Origin of the sequence: Pseudomonas sp. RL_5y_Pfl2_73 (genome assembly GCF_963970515.1) — a bacterium.
In the GTDB taxonomy this organism is placed as follows: Bacteria; Pseudomonadota; Gammaproteobacteria; order Pseudomonadales; family Pseudomonadaceae; genus Aquipseudomonas.
The window spans coordinates 61,511-80,064 of record NZ_CAXAPD010000027.1 but is presented as its reverse complement, the minus strand read 5'-3'; the positions used below and the strand labels follow the sequence as shown (position 1 = coordinate 80,064).

Annotated in this window: 19 protein-coding genes and 2 pseudogenes; 10 read left to right on the top strand and 11 right to left on the bottom strand. The window is 57.3% G+C overall.

All coding sequences use genetic code 11. The features are described 5' to 3' along the window. Nucleotides 1-399 precede the first annotated feature (399 nt). The 4 genes from AACY42_RS22865 to AACY42_RS22850 all read left to right on the top strand — a co-directional run bounded on the left by AACY42_RS22865 (nt 400) and on the right by AACY42_RS22850 (nt 4,180). Nucleotides 400-1,803, top strand: coding sequence for an AAA family ATPase (locus tag AACY42_RS22865; RefSeq protein ID WP_339482488.1), 1,404 nt, complete (start codon nt 400-402; stop codon nt 1,801-1,803). Continuing rightward, nucleotides 1,800-2,702: a hypothetical protein gene (locus AACY42_RS22860; protein ID WP_339482487.1), complete on the top strand. Its 903-nt coding sequence runs from the start codon at nt 1,800-1,802 to the stop codon at nt 2,700-2,702. The genes AACY42_RS22865 and AACY42_RS22860 overlap by 4 nt, the downstream gene beginning before the upstream one ends. Before the next feature lie 900 nt (nt 2,703-3,602). Then, nucleotides 3,603-3,884: a hypothetical protein gene (locus AACY42_RS22855; RefSeq protein ID WP_339482486.1), complete on the top strand. Its 282-nt coding sequence runs from the start codon at nt 3,603-3,605 to the stop codon at nt 3,882-3,884. Nucleotides 3,885-3,904: 20 nt separating this feature from the next. Then, on the top strand, nt 3,905-4,180 hold the full coding sequence (locus tag AACY42_RS22850; RefSeq protein WP_339482484.1) for a hypothetical protein: 276 nt from the start codon (nt 3,905-3,907) through the stop codon (nt 4,178-4,180). A 209-nt stretch (nt 4,181-4,389) separates the two neighbouring features. Here the strand turns inward: AACY42_RS22850 and AACY42_RS22845 are convergent, their stop codons facing one another. Next, nucleotides 4,390-4,752, bottom strand: coding sequence for a DUF6124 family protein (locus AACY42_RS22845; RefSeq protein WP_339482482.1), 363 nt, complete (start codon nt 4,750-4,752; stop codon nt 4,390-4,392). Nucleotides 4,753-5,202: 450 nt separating this feature from the next. On the opposite strand from AACY42_RS22845, the pseudogene AACY42_RS22840 reads away from it, so the two are divergent. The 3 genes and pseudogenes from AACY42_RS22840 to AACY42_RS28800 all read left to right on the top strand — a co-directional run. Then, nucleotides 5,203-5,681: pseudogene (locus tag AACY42_RS22840) on the top strand (hypothetical protein). 12 nt (nt 5,682-5,693) lie between these two features. Beyond that, the gene (locus AACY42_RS22830) at nt 5,694-5,936 is read left to right on the top strand and encodes a hypothetical protein (protein WP_339482476.1); all 243 of its coding nucleotides are present in this window, start codon (nt 5,694-5,696) and stop codon (nt 5,934-5,936) included. A gap of 80 nt (nt 5,937-6,016) precedes the next feature. Beyond that, a pseudogene (locus tag AACY42_RS28800) lies at nt 6,017-6,529 on the top strand (DUF2459 domain-containing protein); the annotation flags it as partial. Between the two features lie 154 nt (nt 6,530-6,683). On the opposite strand, the gene AACY42_RS22820 reads toward AACY42_RS28800, so the two are convergent. After that, nucleotides 6,684-7,262 (bottom strand): NADAR family protein, encoded by a 579-nt coding sequence (locus AACY42_RS22820; RefSeq protein WP_339482473.1) that lies wholly within the window; start codon nt 7,260-7,262, stop codon nt 6,684-6,686. A 426-nt stretch (nt 7,263-7,688) separates the two neighbouring features. Here AACY42_RS22820 and AACY42_RS22815 point away from each other — a divergent pair, with 426 nt between their 5' ends. Beyond that, complete coding sequence (locus tag AACY42_RS22815) at nt 7,689-8,594, top strand: hypothetical protein (protein WP_339482472.1); 906 nt, start codon at nt 7,689-7,691, stop codon at nt 8,592-8,594. 356 nt (nt 8,595-8,950) lie between these two features. Here AACY42_RS22815 and AACY42_RS22810 read toward each other — a convergent pair whose 3' ends face one another. From AACY42_RS22810 to AACY42_RS22790, 5 genes are read right to left on the bottom strand one after another with little or no spacing between them, the layout of a single operon-like run. Beyond that, nucleotides 8,951-9,586, bottom strand: a complete 636-nt coding sequence (locus AACY42_RS22810) for an SCO family protein (protein WP_339482470.1) — start codon at nt 9,584-9,586, stop codon at nt 8,951-8,953. Further along, nucleotides 9,583-10,482, bottom strand: coding sequence for a heme o synthase (gene cyoE / locus AACY42_RS22805; protein ID WP_339482468.1), 900 nt, complete (start codon nt 10,480-10,482; stop codon nt 9,583-9,585). Before cyoE ends, AACY42_RS22810 begins: the two co-directional genes overlap by 4 nt. Beyond that, a complete protein-coding gene (locus AACY42_RS22800; protein ID WP_339482467.1) occupies nt 10,470-11,549 on the bottom strand; it encodes a COX15/CtaA family protein in 1,080 nt (359 codons plus the stop codon). Before AACY42_RS22800 ends, cyoE begins: the two co-directional genes overlap by 13 nt. Nucleotides 11,550-11,559: 10 nt before the next feature. Next, nucleotides 11,560-12,153 carry a hypothetical protein gene (locus AACY42_RS22795; RefSeq protein WP_339482466.1) on the bottom strand — a complete coding sequence of 198 codons (594 nt, stop codon included), beginning with the start codon at nt 12,151-12,153 and terminating at the stop codon, nt 11,560-11,562. After that, nucleotides 12,119-12,856 carry an SURF1 family protein gene (locus AACY42_RS22790; RefSeq protein ID WP_339482465.1) on the bottom strand — a complete coding sequence of 246 codons (738 nt, stop codon included), beginning with the start codon at nt 12,854-12,856 and terminating at the stop codon, nt 12,119-12,121. Before AACY42_RS22790 ends, AACY42_RS22795 begins: the two co-directional genes overlap by 35 nt. Nucleotides 12,857-12,926: 70 nt before the next feature. Here AACY42_RS22790 and AACY42_RS22785 point away from each other — a divergent pair, with 70 nt between their 5' ends. Further along, nucleotides 12,927-13,130, top strand: a complete 204-nt coding sequence (locus AACY42_RS22785) for a twin transmembrane helix small protein (RefSeq protein WP_014335867.1) — start codon at nt 12,927-12,929, stop codon at nt 13,128-13,130. Between the two features lie 7 nt (nt 13,131-13,137). Here AACY42_RS22785 and AACY42_RS22780 read toward each other — a convergent pair whose 3' ends face one another. The 4 genes from AACY42_RS22780 to coxB form a co-directional block, all read right to left on the bottom strand. Continuing rightward, the gene (locus AACY42_RS22780; protein ID WP_339482463.1) at nt 13,138-14,025 is read right to left on the bottom strand and encodes a cytochrome c oxidase subunit 3; all 888 of its coding nucleotides are present in this window, start codon (nt 14,023-14,025) and stop codon (nt 13,138-13,140) included. A gap of 24 nt (nt 14,026-14,049) precedes the next feature. Then, the gene (locus tag AACY42_RS22775; RefSeq protein ID WP_339482461.1) at nt 14,050-14,601 is read right to left on the bottom strand and encodes a cytochrome c oxidase assembly protein; all 552 of its coding nucleotides are present in this window, start codon (nt 14,599-14,601) and stop codon (nt 14,050-14,052) included. 117 nt (nt 14,602-14,718) lie between these two features. Further along, entirely contained in the window at nt 14,719-16,305 is a 1,587-nt protein-coding gene (ctaD, locus tag AACY42_RS22770; protein ID WP_057449249.1) for a cytochrome c oxidase subunit I, read from the bottom strand. Between the two features lie 82 nt (nt 16,306-16,387). Beyond that, nucleotides 16,388-17,515 (bottom strand): cytochrome c oxidase subunit II, encoded by a 1,128-nt coding sequence (gene coxB / locus AACY42_RS22765; protein ID WP_339482460.1) that lies wholly within the window; start codon nt 17,513-17,515, stop codon nt 16,388-16,390. Between the two features lie 373 nt (nt 17,516-17,888). Between coxB and AACY42_RS22760 the strand changes: the two genes are divergently transcribed. Beyond that, the gene (locus AACY42_RS22760) at nt 17,889-18,539 is read left to right on the top strand and encodes a hypothetical protein (protein ID WP_339482458.1); all 651 of its coding nucleotides are present in this window, start codon (nt 17,889-17,891) and stop codon (nt 18,537-18,539) included. The last annotated feature ends 15 nt before the right edge of the window (nt 18,540-18,554 follow it).

Here is an 18,554-nt window from a genome sequence, read left to right as displayed (position 1 = left end):
ACAACTCCTTGCGGGTCTGCTTGCGCTTGCCGGCGTACTCGGCATCGGCGAAGGTCATCTGTTTCATCATTGAAAAGCTCGGCGACTGGTGCCCGGTGATTTTGCCAAATCAGGAAGTCTTTTTCAGCGTTTCCCTAACAGGGACTTTTTCTTAATCGATGTCTGCTTTCGGCCAGAAGCAGACGCTCACTCTAGCGGGCTCTGCGCAAGAAATTCCTACCCGTCACCTTTGCACTGGTTACCTCCCACCTCAATGTGAATTCATCAGACACAAGCTCGGGTGCAACACCGCCCGTTAACGGCATCAACCCATGCACATACTGAGGGCATGGCAAATTGCCGTCTCACAGGCTAAAGTCCAGCAAGCCGATCAAAAAAGCATAGGGGTCAGGGAAGAAAATGCAGCCAGCAATTAAATCGTTATCGATTCGAATGCTTCATCATTATCTAGATATAGATCTTGAGTTTTCCGAAGGTTTAAACGTTATTTACGGAAAAAATGGCAAAGGAAAAACAACAGTCCTCCATGTTATCGCAAATATTTTGGAGTTGGACTTTTCTCGTTTTTCACATATAAAGTTTCACTCCATCTCCGTTGCAAGTTTTAGTGGCGATATTTTGGATTTGGCTCAAGATGACGATGGCTTGATTAGTGCGAGCCTCAATAAAAAAATAATTGGTTTGTCAAGTGAGGTTAAATATCCGATTCTGAGCGCGGCTGAAGAGGAAATAATTAAAAGTGCGTTTGGGGGTAGACCTGTTTATTTGCCGGCGTACAGATCTATCCTTGAGAAAGTTAAATCTACCAGTAGTTCGTATGAGGCAGGGCGATCCACTGATCATGAAGCTATTAAGAGAAAAGAACTGCTTGAGATTACAAAGGAAAATCCGTCCTTTGTACGGCATCGTGATGATCAGCGCGCCAACATGGTTGCGTTCAAAACTTTACAGTGCCGCGATTGGTTCGGACCTTTCGTTCCGATTATCCGGTATCCAGGCCTCGCTGACGTAGTTGATAGCATTAGTGAGGAATTCAATGAAGCCCAAATGAGTTCTAGCCACGCTCAAAGCCAGATGTTGAATTCTATCTTTATCGGAGTGTTTAACTCTATAACCTCAAAAGATGAGACCCCCGGCGACGGAGAGGTCGAACCGCTTCTGGAACGCGTAAAAACTGCACTGGACGACACGCAGACTAATGCAAGCCTTCATTCTATCACTGCTTCTCAACAGCTAGCTCATGCAGTACGGCAAGCAAAGTTCGCAGGAGACCAAGATAATGATGCTACCAAGCGAGTTTTAAAGCTTTACGCTGACATGCTTGAGCGGTTAAAGGATGAGAATCAACGAGTATTTAAAAAACTTCGTAGCTTTGAAAGCGCAGTGAATAAATTTCTTGATGGAAAACTTCTTGAGATATCGCCGCACTTTGCTAGGAACCACAATAGATGGCGTGAATATGCATTCGTTCGGACAAGTAACAACAGTGCTTACCCTTTGGCAACCCTGTCTTCCGGCGAAAGGCAAATTTTGACAATGCTGTTCACTGCCAGCCGGATGAGTACAGCTTCGACTGGTATTTTTTTGATCGACGAACCTGAATTGTCGCTGCATATTGACTGGCAACGGATTATCCTCGCCAACCTTGAACAGCAAGCAGCTAATCGTCAAATCATAGCCTGTACCCATTCACCTGAAGTTGGTGCTGACCATCCCGATGCTGTCCAGATCTTCGCTCCGACGGTTAATAACTCTCATGAACCGTCGGAGGATGACGAGTCCTATTTGGAAGATTTGTCATGAGCAGTTACTCCAGCGTATCCGCTTATCTACTTGCAGTGAGACTGCGTAGCAATAAGACGCTTTTGGTGGAAGGTATAAGTGACAAAAAAATTTTATCCCATTTTATTCTAAAGAAGAATCATATAGACAACGTGCTGGCGAGTTATTGCATCGACGACGCCTCTTTGGTTGACGATAAAACTCTCGGGCCTATAGGGGCTCGCGAGAAAATCAAGAATATCGCCAATAGACGCCTTCCCGATAACTTTCGATGTTTAATTGACCGTGAGTGGGATGGCTTAAATACTACAAACTTTGAATATGAAGCTGCGCTATTCCCCGAAAGCACCTTTGTAACCCGGGGACATTCCATCGAAAATTACTGGTTCACCCCAGGATCTTTCATAAATTTTATCATCCATACTCATCCCGCAAATGTCGGCGCAGAATATCTTAGAAAGATCGAATCGCATTATATTGTAATTTTGCAGTTTTCCGCTGCCTACTCGCTCGCGTGCAGAAGTCTGTCAATAGTAACGCGCGCAAATGAGATGCTATCAAGTGAAAATATCGTGCTAGACAATGCGATTTTCACCGCTAGCTCTTGCTTGGACGCTAAAATAGCGCTGCGGGGACAACACTGCAATTTATTTGAAACCACTAATTCGTTGCTGGCTCAGACTAAGCAATTTGAACAGGATAAGCTTCAATGGATATGCCATGGACATCTAGGAGAGCAAGCAATTCGCGCATGTATCGGAAAGCTCGCTCAAATTGAAGGCTATGACTCTGCTACTATCGAATCCATTGAGTTTGGTTTCAAAATAGAAAAACTTAAGCTTGATTCAGAACATGTCACCACTCTTCCTGAGGGCAGCGCTACTCCTCTGAACCAAGTTCTCCATTGGATTCGCTCTTAGGGGGGGCAACCCAGTACGGCATCACTATTCGTGTGTCTGCAGCGTGGCCGCTCCTATTACAGGCACAATTAAATGGCAGCTATTGGCCGATTCTGTTGAAAAAGTCGGCCATGGTTTCCACGGCAGAAAAGTACGCGTCTGAGCTTGAAATCTTCGCTTTGAGCAGAGGGTTCCGGGTTCAGATTTCGCGTAGATGCGCGAAAAAAAGGAATTTTCAGCAGTCAGTACATGCGCAGCCTGGAAGGACCGACTTTTTCAACACAATCGGCCGAAAGCAGCCAGTCACGATTGGCTGCTTCCGGCCAAGAGCGGACGGTTAGCCCTATAAATCCCCTTTCTCTTGGCGAACACGATGAACTATTGATGAGCTAGCCTGGGGTGGCAATATGCAGTTATTCAAAACAAGGAGGTTGCGCGCCTGAGTTGCCGCAGCAACCCTAGCGGTTCTGGCCGGGTGCGCTGGCACCAACTCTTCGTATGACAACGCACGCCAGGCCGCGTCGGCATGATCGAGGCGGAGCTGACCACGCTTATGGGGAGTCCGTACTAAGTTACCGCTCGCGGCGATGAGCAGATGTGAATTTGGAGTCGCGCAAATGGCTTTACCGGATCAAGCCGTGCCGTCTCGTTCAAACTCAAGGACGGCCGCGTCGTTGAGATTCCGCCAATTCCTGACTCGTTTGAGTAGTCACGCACAAGGAGATTATCGGTGCGCTTAATCATTACATTGCTTTTTGCTTTGATCGCTGGGTGTGGCCAGGCATGCAATCTGAGCACGCCTACAAAGAAGAGCAAACCCAGCAACTTCTCCAGCAAAATCTCCCCTATGATGAATACCAGAAGCGGTATTGAGCGATCATCAGTGAGTGAGCAGGACGCGATGTCAGGAGGCGATTATTTATGTTGAGTGTTCTGCTTCTCGGCTGTTTCTTCCTGCTGCTAGGCATCGGTGTTGGCGTTTCCGCCTTTCTGGATATATCAAGCGGCTCCGTCTATATCGCTGGGTACCGCGGCTCACCTTCGGCTTGGTACACCGCGAAGCACCATCCCGAAGAGTTTGCATCAGCTATCCAGCTCAGCATTGGGTTCGCCAGTGTTTCGGCCATCATTGGTCTGGTGCTGATCACGGTCGCGGTCAGAATGGCATTCCCTAAGCGCAAGCAGTACCGCTGGCTGATTTGACCATCGCAAGGAGGCACAACATGGAATACCTAACGTTCAGCCGCGCACTTTCTTTGGGCTGCCTTATGGCGGCGCAAGGCCCGGCGTTCGCAAGCTTTGAACAAGGCAACCGAGCATTGGCCTACAACGGCGGCATACTTCTCGCTCAGTTTCTTGGTGCGTTCGTTCTGCTGACAGTCATTGGTGCGGTATGCATAATTGTTCGAGACATCCGCAACTGGCTTTGCCGGCGTCGGGAACGAAAGGCTCAGTCAATTTCAGAGGCTTCTGCAACACAACCTTTATGCGACGATTAACAGAAGTGGTACCGGGAGATTGTGGAGAAGTAGGCTATCTGGACTGTATAAAATACCAACCTTGAATCGACCTTCATTTCGTAGGCTCTGCAAAAGGCCAGAAGTAGTCCTGAATGAAGGGCTGCTTTGGGCCGTTTTCGGTCATTCTCGGAGGCGGAGGTAAAAAACCCGGCATAGAGCGCCGGGTTTTTTTATGGGAAAACGTTTACCTACTGCCGCGGCTCCACGTTATCCAACACCCGATTCGCCAATAACGAACTCAGCTCAATCAACTGCTGAATCCCCTGCGCCACATGGCGCCTCGATCCATCCAGATCAAACGCCAGGTCACTCACCATCGCATCAGCCGAAGCCAACGTCTCAGTGAGGTTGGCAAGCAAACATTCGTTATCGAGACCTTTCACGACGGCGTATAGCTGCCCCGGTTTGGGGTCGTCTTGGGATTTATCCGGTTTCGGTAGCAAGTAGTGATCGAGCACGCGTTTGGTGGTTTCGTCTTGCTGCTGGGCTTTGGATTTTGCGGATGTAGAGGTGGAATCTGCTTCTGGCGGATTCGGAGTTATTTTGAACATAGGTATGTCTTCTCAGTTAGGTCGCAACCATTTCGCTACTAAACGATAGGGTGGCGGCTGTGCGCAGGTTAGTAGACCGGTGACATACCTAAAACCGGCGCGCCCGAGGGCGCCATGCGCACAGCCACCATCGAGTGCAGGCGAATGCCTAACTGATGAGACTCATGCAACCGGATGTCATCTGGGCTACTAAACCCGACCACTGATGGGCAGTGGCAGGAAGACAATAAAACCCAGGGACAAGGCGCACAAGCGGGCGGATTCTGGCGTAGTTGTAGGCAAAGGCGCAAGGATGCGTAGCTAGATGGACGTTGTAGGCGGGGGCTGTAGGAGAGGAGTGTTTTGGCGATGAAGGTGGGTTGTTTTGCTCAATCCAGCGATACGAAATGATTTGAATCCGATCCGCCCGTTGCAGAGAATTGCCACCTTTACCCCAAAAGGACACGGGCGATGAAGTTCGAAGGGACTTTTCAATACATGGGCAATCACGGGATCGTCTTCAACGTCTCGCAGATCACCCTCACCGACAGCGAACGTGGGCGTTTGCGCGAGCTGCATTTTGGCGAGGCTAAAAACGCTCACTATGAAGTCAACAGCAAGGTCGTCGAGGTATACGACAAGATGCAGGCCAAGGGCCTGTCTTGCGTGATGAAGATCGGGATCTCCAAGCCGCTCACCCGGCAACAGGGCGACGCCCTCAACGCCCAGCGCACCACGATCGCCACCCTTGCAGCCGCGGCCTTCGCTTCCGCCGCCAAGGCTGTAGCCCCCCTTACGTGGCGGCATCTGTAGGGGTGGGTGTGCGCACGTATACCAATCAAATTCTACCCACCTACCATGCTGGCGACGTACTGGTCAGCATCGAGGCGCAGGTCAACGGCGGTATCGGCCCGCAACGCACCCTCTCGACATTGATCATCAAGACCTGACCGGAGACGTACATGTCCGAAATTACTCAATTGGTCATTGCCTTGGTGGTGTCCTTTCTGCTCGATCGATTCCTCAAACCCTATCTGCTACGCAAGTGGCTAGGCGTGGTGTTGGTGGTGGCGGGTGCGGTTGGCTGTGTTTTGGCGGGTCAGACCCGCGTGTTGGGGTTTGATCTGGGGCTGCTGTCGGTTTTTGCCGTGCCGATAGGGATGGGATTGTTCTCGAAGCGGCGGCGGTTTGAGGAGGTTGGCTGAGCGGGAAAGGCGGATGGATTAATATCAGAAAATAAATCCGTCCTCTTAAGTGGTCCCCTTAAGTGAGCGAGCCCTTGTGTATGCGCATTGTAGTGCTGGTCCTGGTCCTCACGCTGTTCGGCTGCGCTACCGCGTCGGACCCGCCGAGGGGCGAGGGTGGCGATTGGCGGTCCTTCTATGTGGTGAATCATGGCCTGCATACCGGGTTGGTGATTGCGCGCCCCGATCTACTTCAGGTGCTTCCCGCACTGGCTGAAGAATTCAGCGACGGCGACTTCGTGGAGTTCGGCTGGGGTGACGAGGGTTTTTACCGAGCCCCACAGGCCACTTTGAGCCTGGCCCTGGGAGCCTTGTTCGGGTCGACGGCAACCGTGCTGCATGCGGTCAAGATTGACGGTGACCCCAGGCAGCGTTTCGCCGCGAGCGAGGTCATCGAGGTGCGGGTGACGGAGGACGGCTACCGACGACTGCTCGCGTTCGTGGCCGGGACCTTCACCCACTCAGCGACGGGCACCTTGGTGGTGCTCGGGCCTGGTCTGTATGGAGAGAGCCGGTTCTACCAGGCCGAGGGTCGCTATTCGCTGTTTTATACCTGCAATACCTGGGTCGCAGAGGCACTGGCCGCGAGCGGTTGCTCAATGTCGCCTACGGCGGTGATTACGGCGGGGAACGTCATGTCGCAGTTACGCCTAATAAGCCCTGGCGTTCGCCAAGGCTTTTGCGTTTTTCGTGAGTCAGGTCAGGACACTACCTTGGGGCTGGCATACCCGTCCCGTCCCGTCCCGTCCCGTCCCGCACCTGCATCAGCGCAAATCCCAGCAGATTCAAGCCTTTCCACAGATTCGGATTGTTCGCATCCGCGTTGTCCTGCGCGAGCCCTATACCCCAGATGTTATCAACCGGGCTGGCTTCGACAATAACGCGCGAACCGGTTTGTAGAAGATATTCGTTCAACTGCGGATTCTGAGAGAACTTGGCCTGGTTCGCTCGAACGACGATGTCGTATCGGTGTTGCAGCCAAACCTTATCGTTGAATCCGCGCACGTTGCGGCCAAGTGCTTTGGCGGCATTAGGAGTAGGGGCGTCGAGCACCTGCGCACGAATTTCCTGATCGTCGAACAAGGCCGCTTTCTCGGCCATCATGAAGTGTTCGGCTGTCGGGTAATGTTGTCCCTCGACAATGAACCCGGCCTCAAACCATTGGCTGAAGCACGAAGCAGTGACGACAGTTTTGTTGCGCTGGTGCCCCCAGAAAAACGTAAAGCTCAGATGTTCTCCAGAGTTGAAACGGGCGCACAGTTCTTTCAGATGTTCAGAGTCGTTCAATGAGATACCCCCGCTAACTGAAGACCGAAGTTACAACTACTGTGCTGACCAAGGCAACCACGAAGCTTGGTAGGTCGAAGGCACACAGATTGATGCATACGCGCAACTCTTCGCAAACAAAACCCTTGGTAACGCCATAGCGTAAACCTCACGAAGGTCCGCTTCTGGGCTCAGATTTCACGTAACAGTGGGCAAAAAAACGTTTTAGCCAGTCGCTGACCAGGCCGTTTGGGCGAGCCGACTTTTTCAACAAAATAGGCCGTTAACTGCCTGCTAAGAACAGCTATAAGCGCCCCATTCATGGCTTGACGGTCCCTGTGTTTACGTCCGCTGGGCCTGGTCCGTGCTTTTTCGCCTCACCTGCCACTTTCGCCACAATCGGCGTGGATCTAAAGTCAGGGGCGCACCTTCAGGGGACTTCCAGTCATGTACAGCTCGCTTGCCATACCGAGCACCGCTCGCCAATTGCATGACCGGATCTATGCTGGCGAGATCATTCGCTTCACTGACCTGCAGCCCATGACGGCGCTGGTGGAATATACGCGTGAGCTCCTCGAAGAGGCGCTACATCCCTGGTCGCCGCAACAGATTCATCGCCATTTGAGCCACTCTGAGCAGACTGAGCGCTTTGCGAAAATTCAGAACGACTTCGCAGGCTCGGCTGAGGTCCAGCAGCGCTGGCAGGACGTCGTGCAAAACCTTGGCATCGCTCCCGATACCCTGGCGTGCGATCGCCTGCATTTGCGTTTTCAGCCGCATTGCGAGCCAGGGCAGTCGACGCAGCGTGCCCGCACGACGGCCACCATCGCGTTTCACCGCGATACGTGGGGGTCGAATATCTATGCACAAACCAACTGGTGGGCGCCCATCTATCCCATCGCGGCAGGGCGTACCGTCGCCTTGTATCCAGGCCTCTGGCAGCGACCACTGGGTAATTCGAGCGCAGATTTCGATATGCGCGCGATTTTGCAGCGATCCCATCGAGACGGCCGCAATGCCGTGGATGCCGACGAAGCCATTCCGCATCTGCTGGAAGCGATCGACCCGCAGGAGGGGATTGCCGTCGATATCGCTCCGGGGAGCCTGATCGCCTTTTCCGGGGCTCATGCCCATGCCGGAGTCGGTAATAGCACCGGGCTGACCCGCATCTCTTTCGAGACCCGATCAATACTGATCGCCGACCTGTTGGCCGGATTGGGAGCGCCCAATGTCGATGGTCACGCGTTGTGGAAGACTATTGGGCTGTTTCGCCGAATGAACGATGCGCAACGCCTGAACGAGATTCTTGGCTGCGGCTTTATCGAGCCCTATCGGCGGCCAGCAGAGGCCTAACGCTGCCGGTAGTCGCTTGGGTATTCGGCGCAGAGGAAGCTACTGGGCAAGGCCCATCAAGTGCAGGCGAGTGCCTAACTGATGAGACTCATGCAACTGGGATGTCATCGGGCTACTAAACCCGACCACTGATGGGCTGTGGGCTTGCTCGCGATAGCTATCTAGCGCAAATGGCGGTGTTCCTGAAAAAACTGGATCGGTAGGCGCTGGTAGGAGCGGTGTAGGAGCTGTCGAGTGCAACGAGGCTGCGATCTTTTGATTTTGATCGTTCACTGATGACTCAATTGTCTGGGGCAAAGATCGCAGCCTCGTTGCACTCGACAGCTCCTACAGGTGGGGCGAGTCCCCACGGCCCGTTATTTGCGCTTGAGCATCTCCGGCAACTGCGCCACCAACTTCTGGTTATTCAACGGCGCACGAATAAACCCGCGTTGGGTACCGTCCGGGCCGATGACGGCGAGGTTGCCGCTGTGATCGACCGTGTAGTTGGGTTTGCTGGTGTCCGCCGGGATGAACGGAATGCTCACCGCGTTGGCGACCTTCTGCAGGTCTTCGATCGATGACGGGGTCAGGCCGATGAACTGCGGGTCGAAGTAGCCCAGGTACTGCTTGAGTTGCTTGGGCGTGTCGCGGTTCGGGTCGACGCTCACCAGTACGATCTGCAACTTATCCACAGCCTCGGGCGGCAGTTCGCTTTTGATCTGGCGCAGTTGGGCGAGGGTGGTCGGGCAGATGTCCGGGCAGAAGGTGTAGCCGAAGAACAGCAGGCTCCATTTGTCTTTCAACCCGTCCATCGCCACGGGCTGGCCGTCCTGGTCGGTCATTTTCACGTCCGGCAGGGTGCGGCTCTGGGGCAGCAGGATGATGCCGGCGTCGATCAGCGCCGTGGGGTCGCCTTCGCCCTTGCCGGTCAGCACTTTATTGATGGTAAGGCCGAGGATCAGCGCGATCACGGCCACGAGAATGAAGACGGTTTTCTGGGTTCGAGTCATAGGCTCAACAGTAAGTAGTGATCTACAAGCAGGGCGATGAACAGCAGGAACAAGTACCAGATAGAGTACTTGAAGGTGTTGATCGCCGCGTGCGGCCGACTGCCACGGTACAACACCACGGCCCATTGCAGGAACCTCGCACCCAGCACCAGGGCACAAATCAGGTACAGCATCCCGCTCATCTGGATCACGAACGGCATCAGGCTCACCGCCAGCAGCACCAGGGTGTACAGCAGGATATGGATCTTGGTGTAGTGCTCGCCGTGGGTCACCGGCAACATCGGGATGTCGGCCTTGGCGTATTCCTCCTTGCGGTGAATCGCCAGGGCCCAGAAGTGTGGCGGGGTCCAGGCGAAGATGATCAGCACCAGCAGCAACGGTTCGGCGCTGACATGACCGGTGGCCGCCACCCAGCCCAGCAGCGGAGGCGCCGCGCCGGCGAGGCCACCGATGACGATGTTCTGCGGTGTCGCCCGTTTCAGGAAACCGGTATAGATCACCGCATACCCGAGCAAGGAGGCCAAGGTCAGCCAGGCCGTCAGCGGGTTGGTGAACGCCAGCAGCATGGCTTGGCCAGCCACGGCCAGCGCCACGGCGAAGGTCAGGGCGGCGGCGGGTGAGATTCGCCCTTCGGCCAGTGGCCGTTTGTGGGTGCGGGCCATCACCGCGTCGATGCGCCGGTCCACCACGTGGTTGACCGCTGCCGCGCCGCCGGCACACAGGGCGATGCCCAGGTTGCCGAACACCAGGACTGTCCACGGCACCCCGGCACGGGTGGCGAGGAACATGCCGACCAACGAGGTGATCAGCATCAGCACCACCACTTTGGGCTTGGTCAGCTCCAGGTAATCGCGCCAGATTGCTTGGCTGTGGCGTTCACCGGTCAAGGTTGCCATGGCATCTCTCCTTTTATTGTTATGGGGCTGACGCCGTGTTTAGTCGGGTTGAACCGCCAGCGCAGCGGGACTTGATGCTTGACCCGGACCAGGCTGGTACGGGCGTGATAGTTGACCAGCACCAGGGTCAGCAGCAACGCGGCGCCCCCGGCGTTGTGGGCGACGGCCACCGGCAGCGGCAGATGGAACAGCACGTTGCTGATGCCCAGGGTGATCTGCGCCGCCAGTGCGGCCAGCACCAGGCCGGCCAGCCGGGTCATGCCGACGGTTTTCAATTGCCAGGCCAGGCCCAGCAACACCACGGTCACCAGCAACGCGCCGATGCGGTGGGTCAGGTGGATGGCGGTGCGGGCGTCGCTGTCCAGTTGCCCGCCCAGGTAGTTCGGGCCGATGTGCTGGGTCAGGTGGAAGCCGTTGGCAAAATCGGCCGGTGGCAGCCATTGGCCGTGGCAGGTGGGGAAATCGATGCAGGCCACGGCGGCGTAGTTGGAGCTGACCCAACCGCCCAGGGCGATCTGACCGATCACCAGCAGCAACCCGGCCGTGGCCCAATGTTGCAGGCGCTTGGGCACGGTCAACGCCGGCAACACGCCGGACAATCTCAAGGTGAGCAGAAACAGCAGGCTCAACGTCGCGAACCCGCCCAGCAAATGCCCGGTGACCACTTGCGGCCAGAGCTTGAGGGTCACGGTCCACATGCCGAACGCCGCCTGGGCGAATACCACGGCCAGCAGGAACAGCGGCAGTTTCAACGGCAGGCCGGGGTGACGGCGGTTCATCCAGGCCCGGGCGGCCAGCGCGGTGACCAACAGCCCGAGGATCCCGGCGAAGTAGCGATGGACCATCTCGTTCCATCCCTTATGGGCTTCCACCGGGGCATCGGGAAAGTGCAGCTCGGCATGGGCCAGTTGGGCTTCGCTCTTGGGCACGCTGATGAAGCCGTAGCAACCGGGCCAGTCCGGGCAGCCGAGGCCGGCGTGGGTCAGCCGGGTGTAGGCGCCCAACAATACGACGATCAGTGCCAGCAACGTGGCAAACAGCGCGAGGCGAAATCCAGGTTTGGCCATGTCGATGCCCTCATCCGATGTTCGACAGTTTCAGCAGATGGCGCAGGTCGTTGAGCAGGTCCTTGCCCTTGACCCGGGCGTCGTAGCGCAGCACCAGGTTGCTGTGGGGATCGATGATCCACAGCTGGGCGCCGCCGGCGCCTTGGGCGCCTTTCTGATAGGCCGGCAGGTCCAGTGGATAACGTTGCAGTTGTGGGTATTCGCGCTGCAATTGCCCGTCATATTCAGCGTCCAGCGGTTGCGCGATGGCCAAGGCATGGCTGGCCCGGGAGGCTTCGCGGCCCAGGCCAATCTGCACTTGCCGGGCCAGGTACACCAGTTGCCGGCAATCCACCGCGCACTCCTGCGGCGCGGTGACCAGGATCTGCCAGCGCTGCTCATCGGCCTGTACGCCAATCTCGGCGCGGGTCTGGCCGTTGCCGATCAGTTCGCCGTGGTAGCTGCGGCTGTCGGGCACCCAGAACTGAAATTTGTACATGCCGGTGGCGAGGATCATCGGGCCGATCACCCCGAGCACGATCAGCAGCAATTGCACGCGGCCCTTGCGCCGGTTGTGCGCCACGGGTGCCTCAGACGTGTTGGTTGGATTCATGGTGCTTCCCATGCGGTCTCCCTGCGTTGTGCCATCCGAGATAAAGGAACAGGCCGAACAGTGCCGCCGCCATGGCGAACCACTGCACGGCATAGCCGAGGTGTTTTTCCGGGCCCATGGCGACCACCGGCCAATCGGTCCGGTAGGCGCCGGGGCCGCTTTGTTGGCGTAATTCATAGGCGAAGCCGTTACGGCCCAGTTCGGCCCAGAGCTTGTCCGGCTCAATGGTGGTGACCAGTCGCGGCCAGGGCGCGCCCGCCGGGTCGGCGTGGAGCTGGAAGGTCGCGCCCGGTGCGACGTAGACCCAGGCCTGGAGGCTCACCGGTTGTTCCGGCGTGTTGAACACCGGCGGGGTGCGCCGGTCCGGCCAGGGCAACCAGCCGCGATTGACCAGCAGCCACTGCCCGGTGCGGTGGTCGAGGAAAGGTTGCAGCAACTCGACGCCGACCTTGCCGTCGTGCTGACGGTTATCCAGTAGGGTGCTGTGCTCGGCGTCGAACTGACCCTGCAGTGTGACCGGTCGAAAGGCCGGGTCGGGGGTGTGCGCCAGTTCGGCGCTGTCCATCGGCGGCGCCACGCGGCGCTCGGCATGATTTTCCATGAGCACGCGCTTCTGTTCGCCCCGGCTCAATTGCCAGAACCCCAGGCACACCATGACCGGCACCAGCACGGCGACCACCAGCGACGGCACGATGCCCGGCCTGAAGTGTTTCATGGCGCCGTCCGAAAGTCGTCGAACGGGATAGCTATACTCACGTGCATCGCGCCCCCCCGGAGTGTCCCTAATGCTCAAAGCCGCCATCGTCCTGATGCTGATTGCCACGATTGCCAGCCTGTTCAGCGGTCTGTTTTTTCTGGTCAAGGACGACAGCAGTTCCAATCGCCTGGTCATCGCCCTGGCGATTCGAGTCAGCCTGGCCGCCGCCACCGTCGGCTTGATCGCCTGGGGTTTCTTCAGCGGCCAGTTGGTGTCCCACGCGCCTTGGTAGTCGTGCCTCAGAGCACGTAGACGAAGATGAACAAGCCGATCCACACCACATCGACGAAGTGCCAGTACCAGCTCGCCGCCTCGAAGCCGAACTGATGCTCGTTGTCGAAGTGCCCGCGCATGATGCGCATCAGCATGACGAACAGGATGATCGTGCCGATGGTGACGTGGGCGCCGTGGAAACCGGTGAGCATGAAGAAGGTCGCGCCGTAGATCCCCGAGCCCAACGTCAGACCCAGCTCTTTATAGGCGTGGATGTATTCCTCGGCCTGGAAGCCCAGGAAGGCGCAACCCAGCAGCACGGTGATCGCCAGCCAGATTTTCAGTGCGCCGCGATGGCCTTTTTTCAGGGCATGGTGGGCGATGGTGACGGTGACGCTGGAACTGACCAGCAGGATGGTATTGAGCAGCGGTAAACCCCAGGGGCTGATGACATCCTTGGGCGCCGGGAAGAGTTTAGGATCGGGGTTGTTCAGCAACGGCCAGACATATTCGAAGTTCGGCCACAGCATTTCCGACAGGCCCTTGGTGCCTTCACCCGCCAGGCCTGGCGCCGAGATCACGCGTACATAGAACAGGGCGCCGAAGAAGGCGATGAAGAACATCACTTCGGAAAAGATGAACCAGCTCATGCCCCAGCGGAACGAGCGATCGAGCTGTGCGCTATACAGCCCGGCGCGGCTTTCCTTGATCACCGCGCCGAACCAGCCGAACAGCATGTAGGCCAGCAGAAGACCGCCGACAAAAAAGATCAGCGGGCCGTGGGAATCCGGGCGCGCCGCTTTCAGGTCGTTGAACCAGGTCGCCAGACCGTACACCGTGACGAACATGCCGACCGTGGCGATGATCGGCCATTTGCTCTGGGCCGGAACGTAATAGTGTTCGTGAGTTGCCATTTATTGTTCTCCTTATCGGGCACGCTATCGGTCAGTGTTTAGAGCCACCGGTGGATGACGAGCGGTGATATCGAACAGCGTGTAGGACAGCGTCAGGTGCTTCACTTCCTTGGGCATGTCCCGGTCGACGATGAAGCGCATGGGCATTTCGATGCGTTCGCCGGGTTGCAGCACTTGCTGGGTAAAACAAAAACATTCGGTCTTGTGGAAATACGCCGCCGCGTTGCTCGGCGAGATACTCGGTACCGCCTGGGCGCTCATCGGCCGGTTGGTGGGGTTGTGGGCGACGAACACCATCTCGTTTACCGCCCCGGGCTTGACCACCAGCTCATCGCCTTTGGGGTAGAAGTCCCAGACCATGTCCACCGAATTGGTCGACAGGAACTGCACGCGCACCTGCCGGGATTCATCGACGGTCTGTTCGCCTTCGTACTGCCCACCGGTCTTGCCGTTGATGCCGAACGCCTTGCACATCACGTCGTAGATCGGCACTAAGGCAAACCCGAAGATGAACATGGCCACCACCACCAGCAGCAGGCGGCTGACCAGTTTTTTCATCGAAATCGAATCAGCCATGGATGCGGCTCCGTGCACTGAGCCCTGTGGGAGCGAGCCTGCTCGCGATGCAGGCGACGCGGTATGCCTGATCTACCGCTATCGCGAGCAGGCTCGCTCCCACAGAAGCTGCAGTGTTCATTTCACTTCCGGCGGCGTAGTGAAGGTGTGATACGGCGCCGGTGAAGGCACGCTCCACTCCAACCCTTCGGCACCATCCCATGGCTTGGCCGGTGCCGGCTCGCCGCCGCGGATGGTCTTGATCACGATGAACAGGAAGAAGATCTGCGTGGTGCCGAACATGAACGCGCCGATGGACGAGACCATGTTGAAGTCGGCGAACTGCAGGTTGTAGTCGGGAATCCGCCGGGGCATGCCCGCCAGGCCGACGAAGTGCATCGGGAAGAACGCCAGGTTCATCCCCACGAACGACAGCCAGAAGTGCAGCTTGCCGAGGGTTTCGTCGTACATGTGGCCGGTCCATTTCGGCAGCCAGTAGTAGGCCGAGGCGAAGATCCCGAAGATTGCGCCGGGCACCAGCACGTAGTGGAAGTGCGCGACCACGAAGTAGGTGTCCTGGTACTGGAAGTCCGCGGGGGCGATGGCCAGCATCAGCCCGGAGAAACCACCGATGGAAAACAGGATCACGAATGCCACGGCAAACAGCATCGGCGTCTCGAAGGTCAGCGAGCCTTGCCACATGGTGCTGGCCCAGTTGAACACCTTCACCCCGGTGGGCACGGCGATCAGCAGGGTGGCGTACATGAAGAACAGCTCGCCTACCAGCGGAATGCCGACCACGAACATGTGGTGTGCCCAGACGATGAACGACAGGAACGCAATGGCGGCCGTGGCGTAGACCATCGAGGTGTAGCCGAACAACGGCTTGCGGGAGAAGGCCGGGATGATCGAGCTGACGGCACCGAAGGCCGGCAGGATCATGATGTACACCTCGGGGTGGCCGAAGAACCAGAACACGTGCTGGAACAGCACCGGGTCACCGCCGCCGGCGGCACTGAAGAAGCTGGTGCCGAAGTGGATGTCCATCAGCATCATCGTCACGCAGCCGGCCAGCACCGGCATCACCGCGATCAGCAGGAACGCGGTGATCAGCCAGGTCCAGACGAACAGCGGCATTTTCATCAGGGTCATGCCGGGGGCACGCAGGTTGAGGATGGTGGCGATCACGTTGATCGCGCCCATGATCGAGCTGATGCCCATCAGGTGGATGGCGAAGATGAAGAACGTCACGCTTTCCGGCGCATAGGTGGTGGACAGCGGCGCGTAGAAGGTCCAACCGAAGTTAGGCCCGCCACCCGCTGTGAACAACGTCGAGACCAACATCAGGAACGCCGCCGGCAACAGCCAGAAGCTGAAGTTGTTCATGCGTGGCAGGGCCATGTCCGGCGCGCCGATCATCAGCGGGATCATCCAGTTGGCGAGGCCGACGAACGCTGGCATGACTGCGCCGAAGACCATCACCAGGCCATGCATGGTGGTCATCTGGTTGAAGAATTCCGGCTGCACGATCTGCAGGCCGGGCTGGAACAGTTCGGCGCGGATCACCATGGCGAACGAGCCGCCCAACAGGAACATGGAGAACGCGAACCACAGGTACAGCGTGCCGATATCCTTGTGGTTGGTGGTCAGTACCCAGCGCATCAGGCCCTTGGCGGGGCCGTGGGCGTGGTCGGCATGACCGTGGTCATCGATCACAGCACTCATGTCCTGTCTCCTTCGAACGAGTGGGCTGGGCGGCCCGGGGCGCTGAGCCCCGACCGGTTGCGAGAACGATCGTCAGGCCGGCTCATTGGCTTTCTGCCTGTTTGAGTTCCAGCACTTCTTTAGGCGTCACCATGTCGCCCTTGTTGTTGCCCCAGGCGTTGCGTTCATAGGTCACGACCGCGGCGATATCGACTTCCGACAACTGTTTGCCGAACGCGGCCATGGAGGTGCCGGGTTTGCCGTGGAAGACAATGCTTAGGTGATCCTTGATCGGCCCGGTGGCAATTTTCGAGCCCTTGAGTGCCGGGAACATCGGTGGCAGGCCCTGGCCTTCGGCCTGGTGACAGGCCACGCAAGTGGTGTGGTAGACCTTGTCACCACGCTCGATGAGCTCTTCGCGCGTCCACTCCTTGCTGGTCAGCTCCTTGAGCTGCGCGGCTTCGGCCTTGCGTTCGCCCAGCCATTTCTCATAGTCGGGCTTGCTCTTGACCTCCACTACGATCGGCATGAAACCGTGGTCCTTGCCGCACAGTTCGGCGCATTGGCCGCGGTACAGGCCGGGCTTGTCGACGCGGGTCCAGGCTTCGTTGACGAAGCCGGGGATCGCATCGCGCTTGACCGCGAAGGCGGGTACCCACCAGGAGTGGATCACGTCGGCGGAGGTCACCAAAAAGCGCACCTTGGCATCGACCGGCAGCACCAGCGGCTTGTCGACCTCCAACAGGTAATGCTCGCCCTTGGCGCTCTGGTTATGGATTTGTTCGGCGGGTGTCGCCAGGTTGCTGAAGAACTCGACGTCCTGGCCCAGGTATTTGTAGTGCCACTTCCATTGATAGCCTGTGACCTGGATATCGATGTCCGACTCGCTGGAGTCGTACATCTTGATCAGGGTGGCGGTGGCAGGAATGGCCATCAGCACCAGGATCACGAAGGGCACGATGGTCCAGAGGATTTCGACGCGGGTGTTTTCGTGGAAATGCGCGGCATTCTGGCCGGTTGAGCGGCGGTGCATGATCATCGACCAGAACATGGCGCCGAAGACGATGATGCCGATGACCACACAGATCCAGAAAATGGTCATGTGCAGGTCGAACACTGCGTTGCTGATCTGTGTCGCTCCAGGCGCCATATTCACAGTCCAGGCCGCTTGCGCCTGGCTGAAAATCGACCACAACAGGAGGCCCATCCATACGTGTGGATGTCGCGTCATTGCGGGTTCCCCTTATCGTTCTTGTTATCCCGTAGGCGTAAAGCCTGCGGCAAGGGATCGGCTCTTTCAGACTGCTTACTTGACTCGCCGCGCCTTGCTGCACATGCAATCGGGTGTCATCAGCTAACTCCATTCCAAACCGAGTATAGACAGCACCTGCAACCTCGCAACGCGATGGCGTAAATCGTTTGAAACAGCCGGGGCTTGCGTTAGAGCCTACGAATGGAGAAGGATGCGAACTGAGTGATGGCAAACCGATATAACTGTGACGCAGCACGTAAGGGGCAGTTATGAAAAATAGGTCTTAGGAGTGTTTTTGCGCCAGCTAAGTTATGTCTTCCCTATTTCATTGCCTTTGTTTCCTGGAGTTGTCATGAACACCGCCGCATTGCGCGAGCAGATCCAAAAAGCCCAACAACACGAAGCCGAGACCGGCCAATTGACCCGCCAACTGGAGGCCCAGTTACCGCATCTGCACGCCGCGATCCAATTACCAGACATCGACGCGAAGGGCGTCATGACCCGTTTTGTCACCGCTTACATCGAGCAAGTGCCAGACCTGCTGGACGCCGCCAACGAGGTGGCCCGCGAAGCCGGTATCGAATCGCAGATCAAGCCGGTGCTGAAAATCGCTGAACAGTTTTTTCTTCAGCCACCGAAGTTGATGGAAGGCCATGTTGGCCTGGACAGCCTGCTGGACGAGGCCTACCTGGCCCACCGGCTGGTGGAGGAGGTCAATGATCTGTATATCAAGCACTTCAGCCAGCCGCTGATCCCGCTGGACATGACGGTCGCCAACCTGATCGCTCACCACTTGATCGGCGAACCGTTCGCCAACCAGCTGGATGAAGCCGTGCATCACGCCGTGGATGAAATGCTCGACGAAGACAGCTTTGCGCTGGAATCGGTGGAGTCTTACCGGGATAAACTCGGCAGCCCGGACACGGGCGCTGCCTGGAAGCGCTGGCCGTGCCTGTCGCGCCAGTTGGGTGTCGGGCTGGAGCTGGATCAGCCGGCGGCTTGATCCATCAGGAATACA

Coding starts and splice junctions, on each gene's coding strand:
- cyoE (WP_339482468.1), bottom strand. CDS start 10,482: ATGGCAACCTTGACCGGTGAACGCCACAGCCAAGCAATCTGGCGCGAT.
- AACY42_RS22780 (WP_339482463.1), bottom strand. CDS start 14,025: ATGGCAACTCACGAACACTATTACGTTCCGGCCCAGAGCAAATGGCCG.
- AACY42_RS22775 (WP_339482461.1), bottom strand. CDS start 14,601: ATGGCTGATTCGATTTCGATGAAAAAACTGGTCAGCCGCCTGCTGCTG.
- AACY42_RS22815 (WP_339482472.1), top strand. CDS start 7,689: ATGTACAGCTCGCTTGCCATACCGAGCACCGCTCGCCAATTGCATGAC.
- AACY42_RS22860 (WP_339482487.1), top strand. CDS start 1,800: ATGAGCAGTTACTCCAGCGTATCCGCTTATCTACTTGCAGTGAGACTG.
- coxB (WP_339482460.1), bottom strand. CDS start 17,515: ATGACGCGACATCCACACGTATGGATGGGCCTCCTGTTGTGGTCGATT.
- AACY42_RS22855 (WP_339482486.1), top strand. CDS start 3,603: ATGTTGAGTGTTCTGCTTCTCGGCTGTTTCTTCCTGCTGCTAGGCATC.
- AACY42_RS22800 (WP_339482467.1), bottom strand. CDS start 11,549: ATGGCCAAACCTGGATTTCGCCTCGCGCTGTTTGCCACGTTGCTGGCA.
- AACY42_RS22810 (WP_339482470.1), bottom strand. CDS start 9,586: ATGACTCGAACCCAGAAAACCGTCTTCATTCTCGTGGCCGTGATCGCG.
- AACY42_RS22785 (WP_014335867.1), top strand. CDS start 12,927: ATGCTCAAAGCCGCCATCGTCCTGATGCTGATTGCCACGATTGCCAGC.
- AACY42_RS22845 (WP_339482482.1), bottom strand. CDS start 4,752: ATGTTCAAAATAACTCCGAATCCGCCAGAAGCAGATTCCACCTCTACA.
- AACY42_RS22865 (WP_339482488.1), top strand. CDS start 400: ATGCAGCCAGCAATTAAATCGTTATCGATTCGAATGCTTCATCATTAT.
- AACY42_RS22795 (WP_339482466.1), bottom strand. CDS start 12,153: ATGGGAAGCACCATGAATCCAACCAACACGTCTGAGGCACCCGTGGCG.
- AACY42_RS22850 (WP_339482484.1), top strand. CDS start 3,905: ATGGAATACCTAACGTTCAGCCGCGCACTTTCTTTGGGCTGCCTTATG.
- AACY42_RS22790 (WP_339482465.1), bottom strand. CDS start 12,856: ATGAAACACTTCAGGCCGGGCATCGTGCCGTCGCTGGTGGTCGCCGTG.
- AACY42_RS22760 (WP_339482458.1), top strand. CDS start 17,889: ATGAACACCGCCGCATTGCGCGAGCAGATCCAAAAAGCCCAACAACAC.
- AACY42_RS22830 (WP_339482476.1), top strand. CDS start 5,694: ATGTCCGAAATTACTCAATTGGTCATTGCCTTGGTGGTGTCCTTTCTG.
- ctaD (WP_057449249.1), bottom strand. CDS start 16,305: ATGAGTGCTGTGATCGATGACCACGGTCATGCCGACCACGCCCACGGC.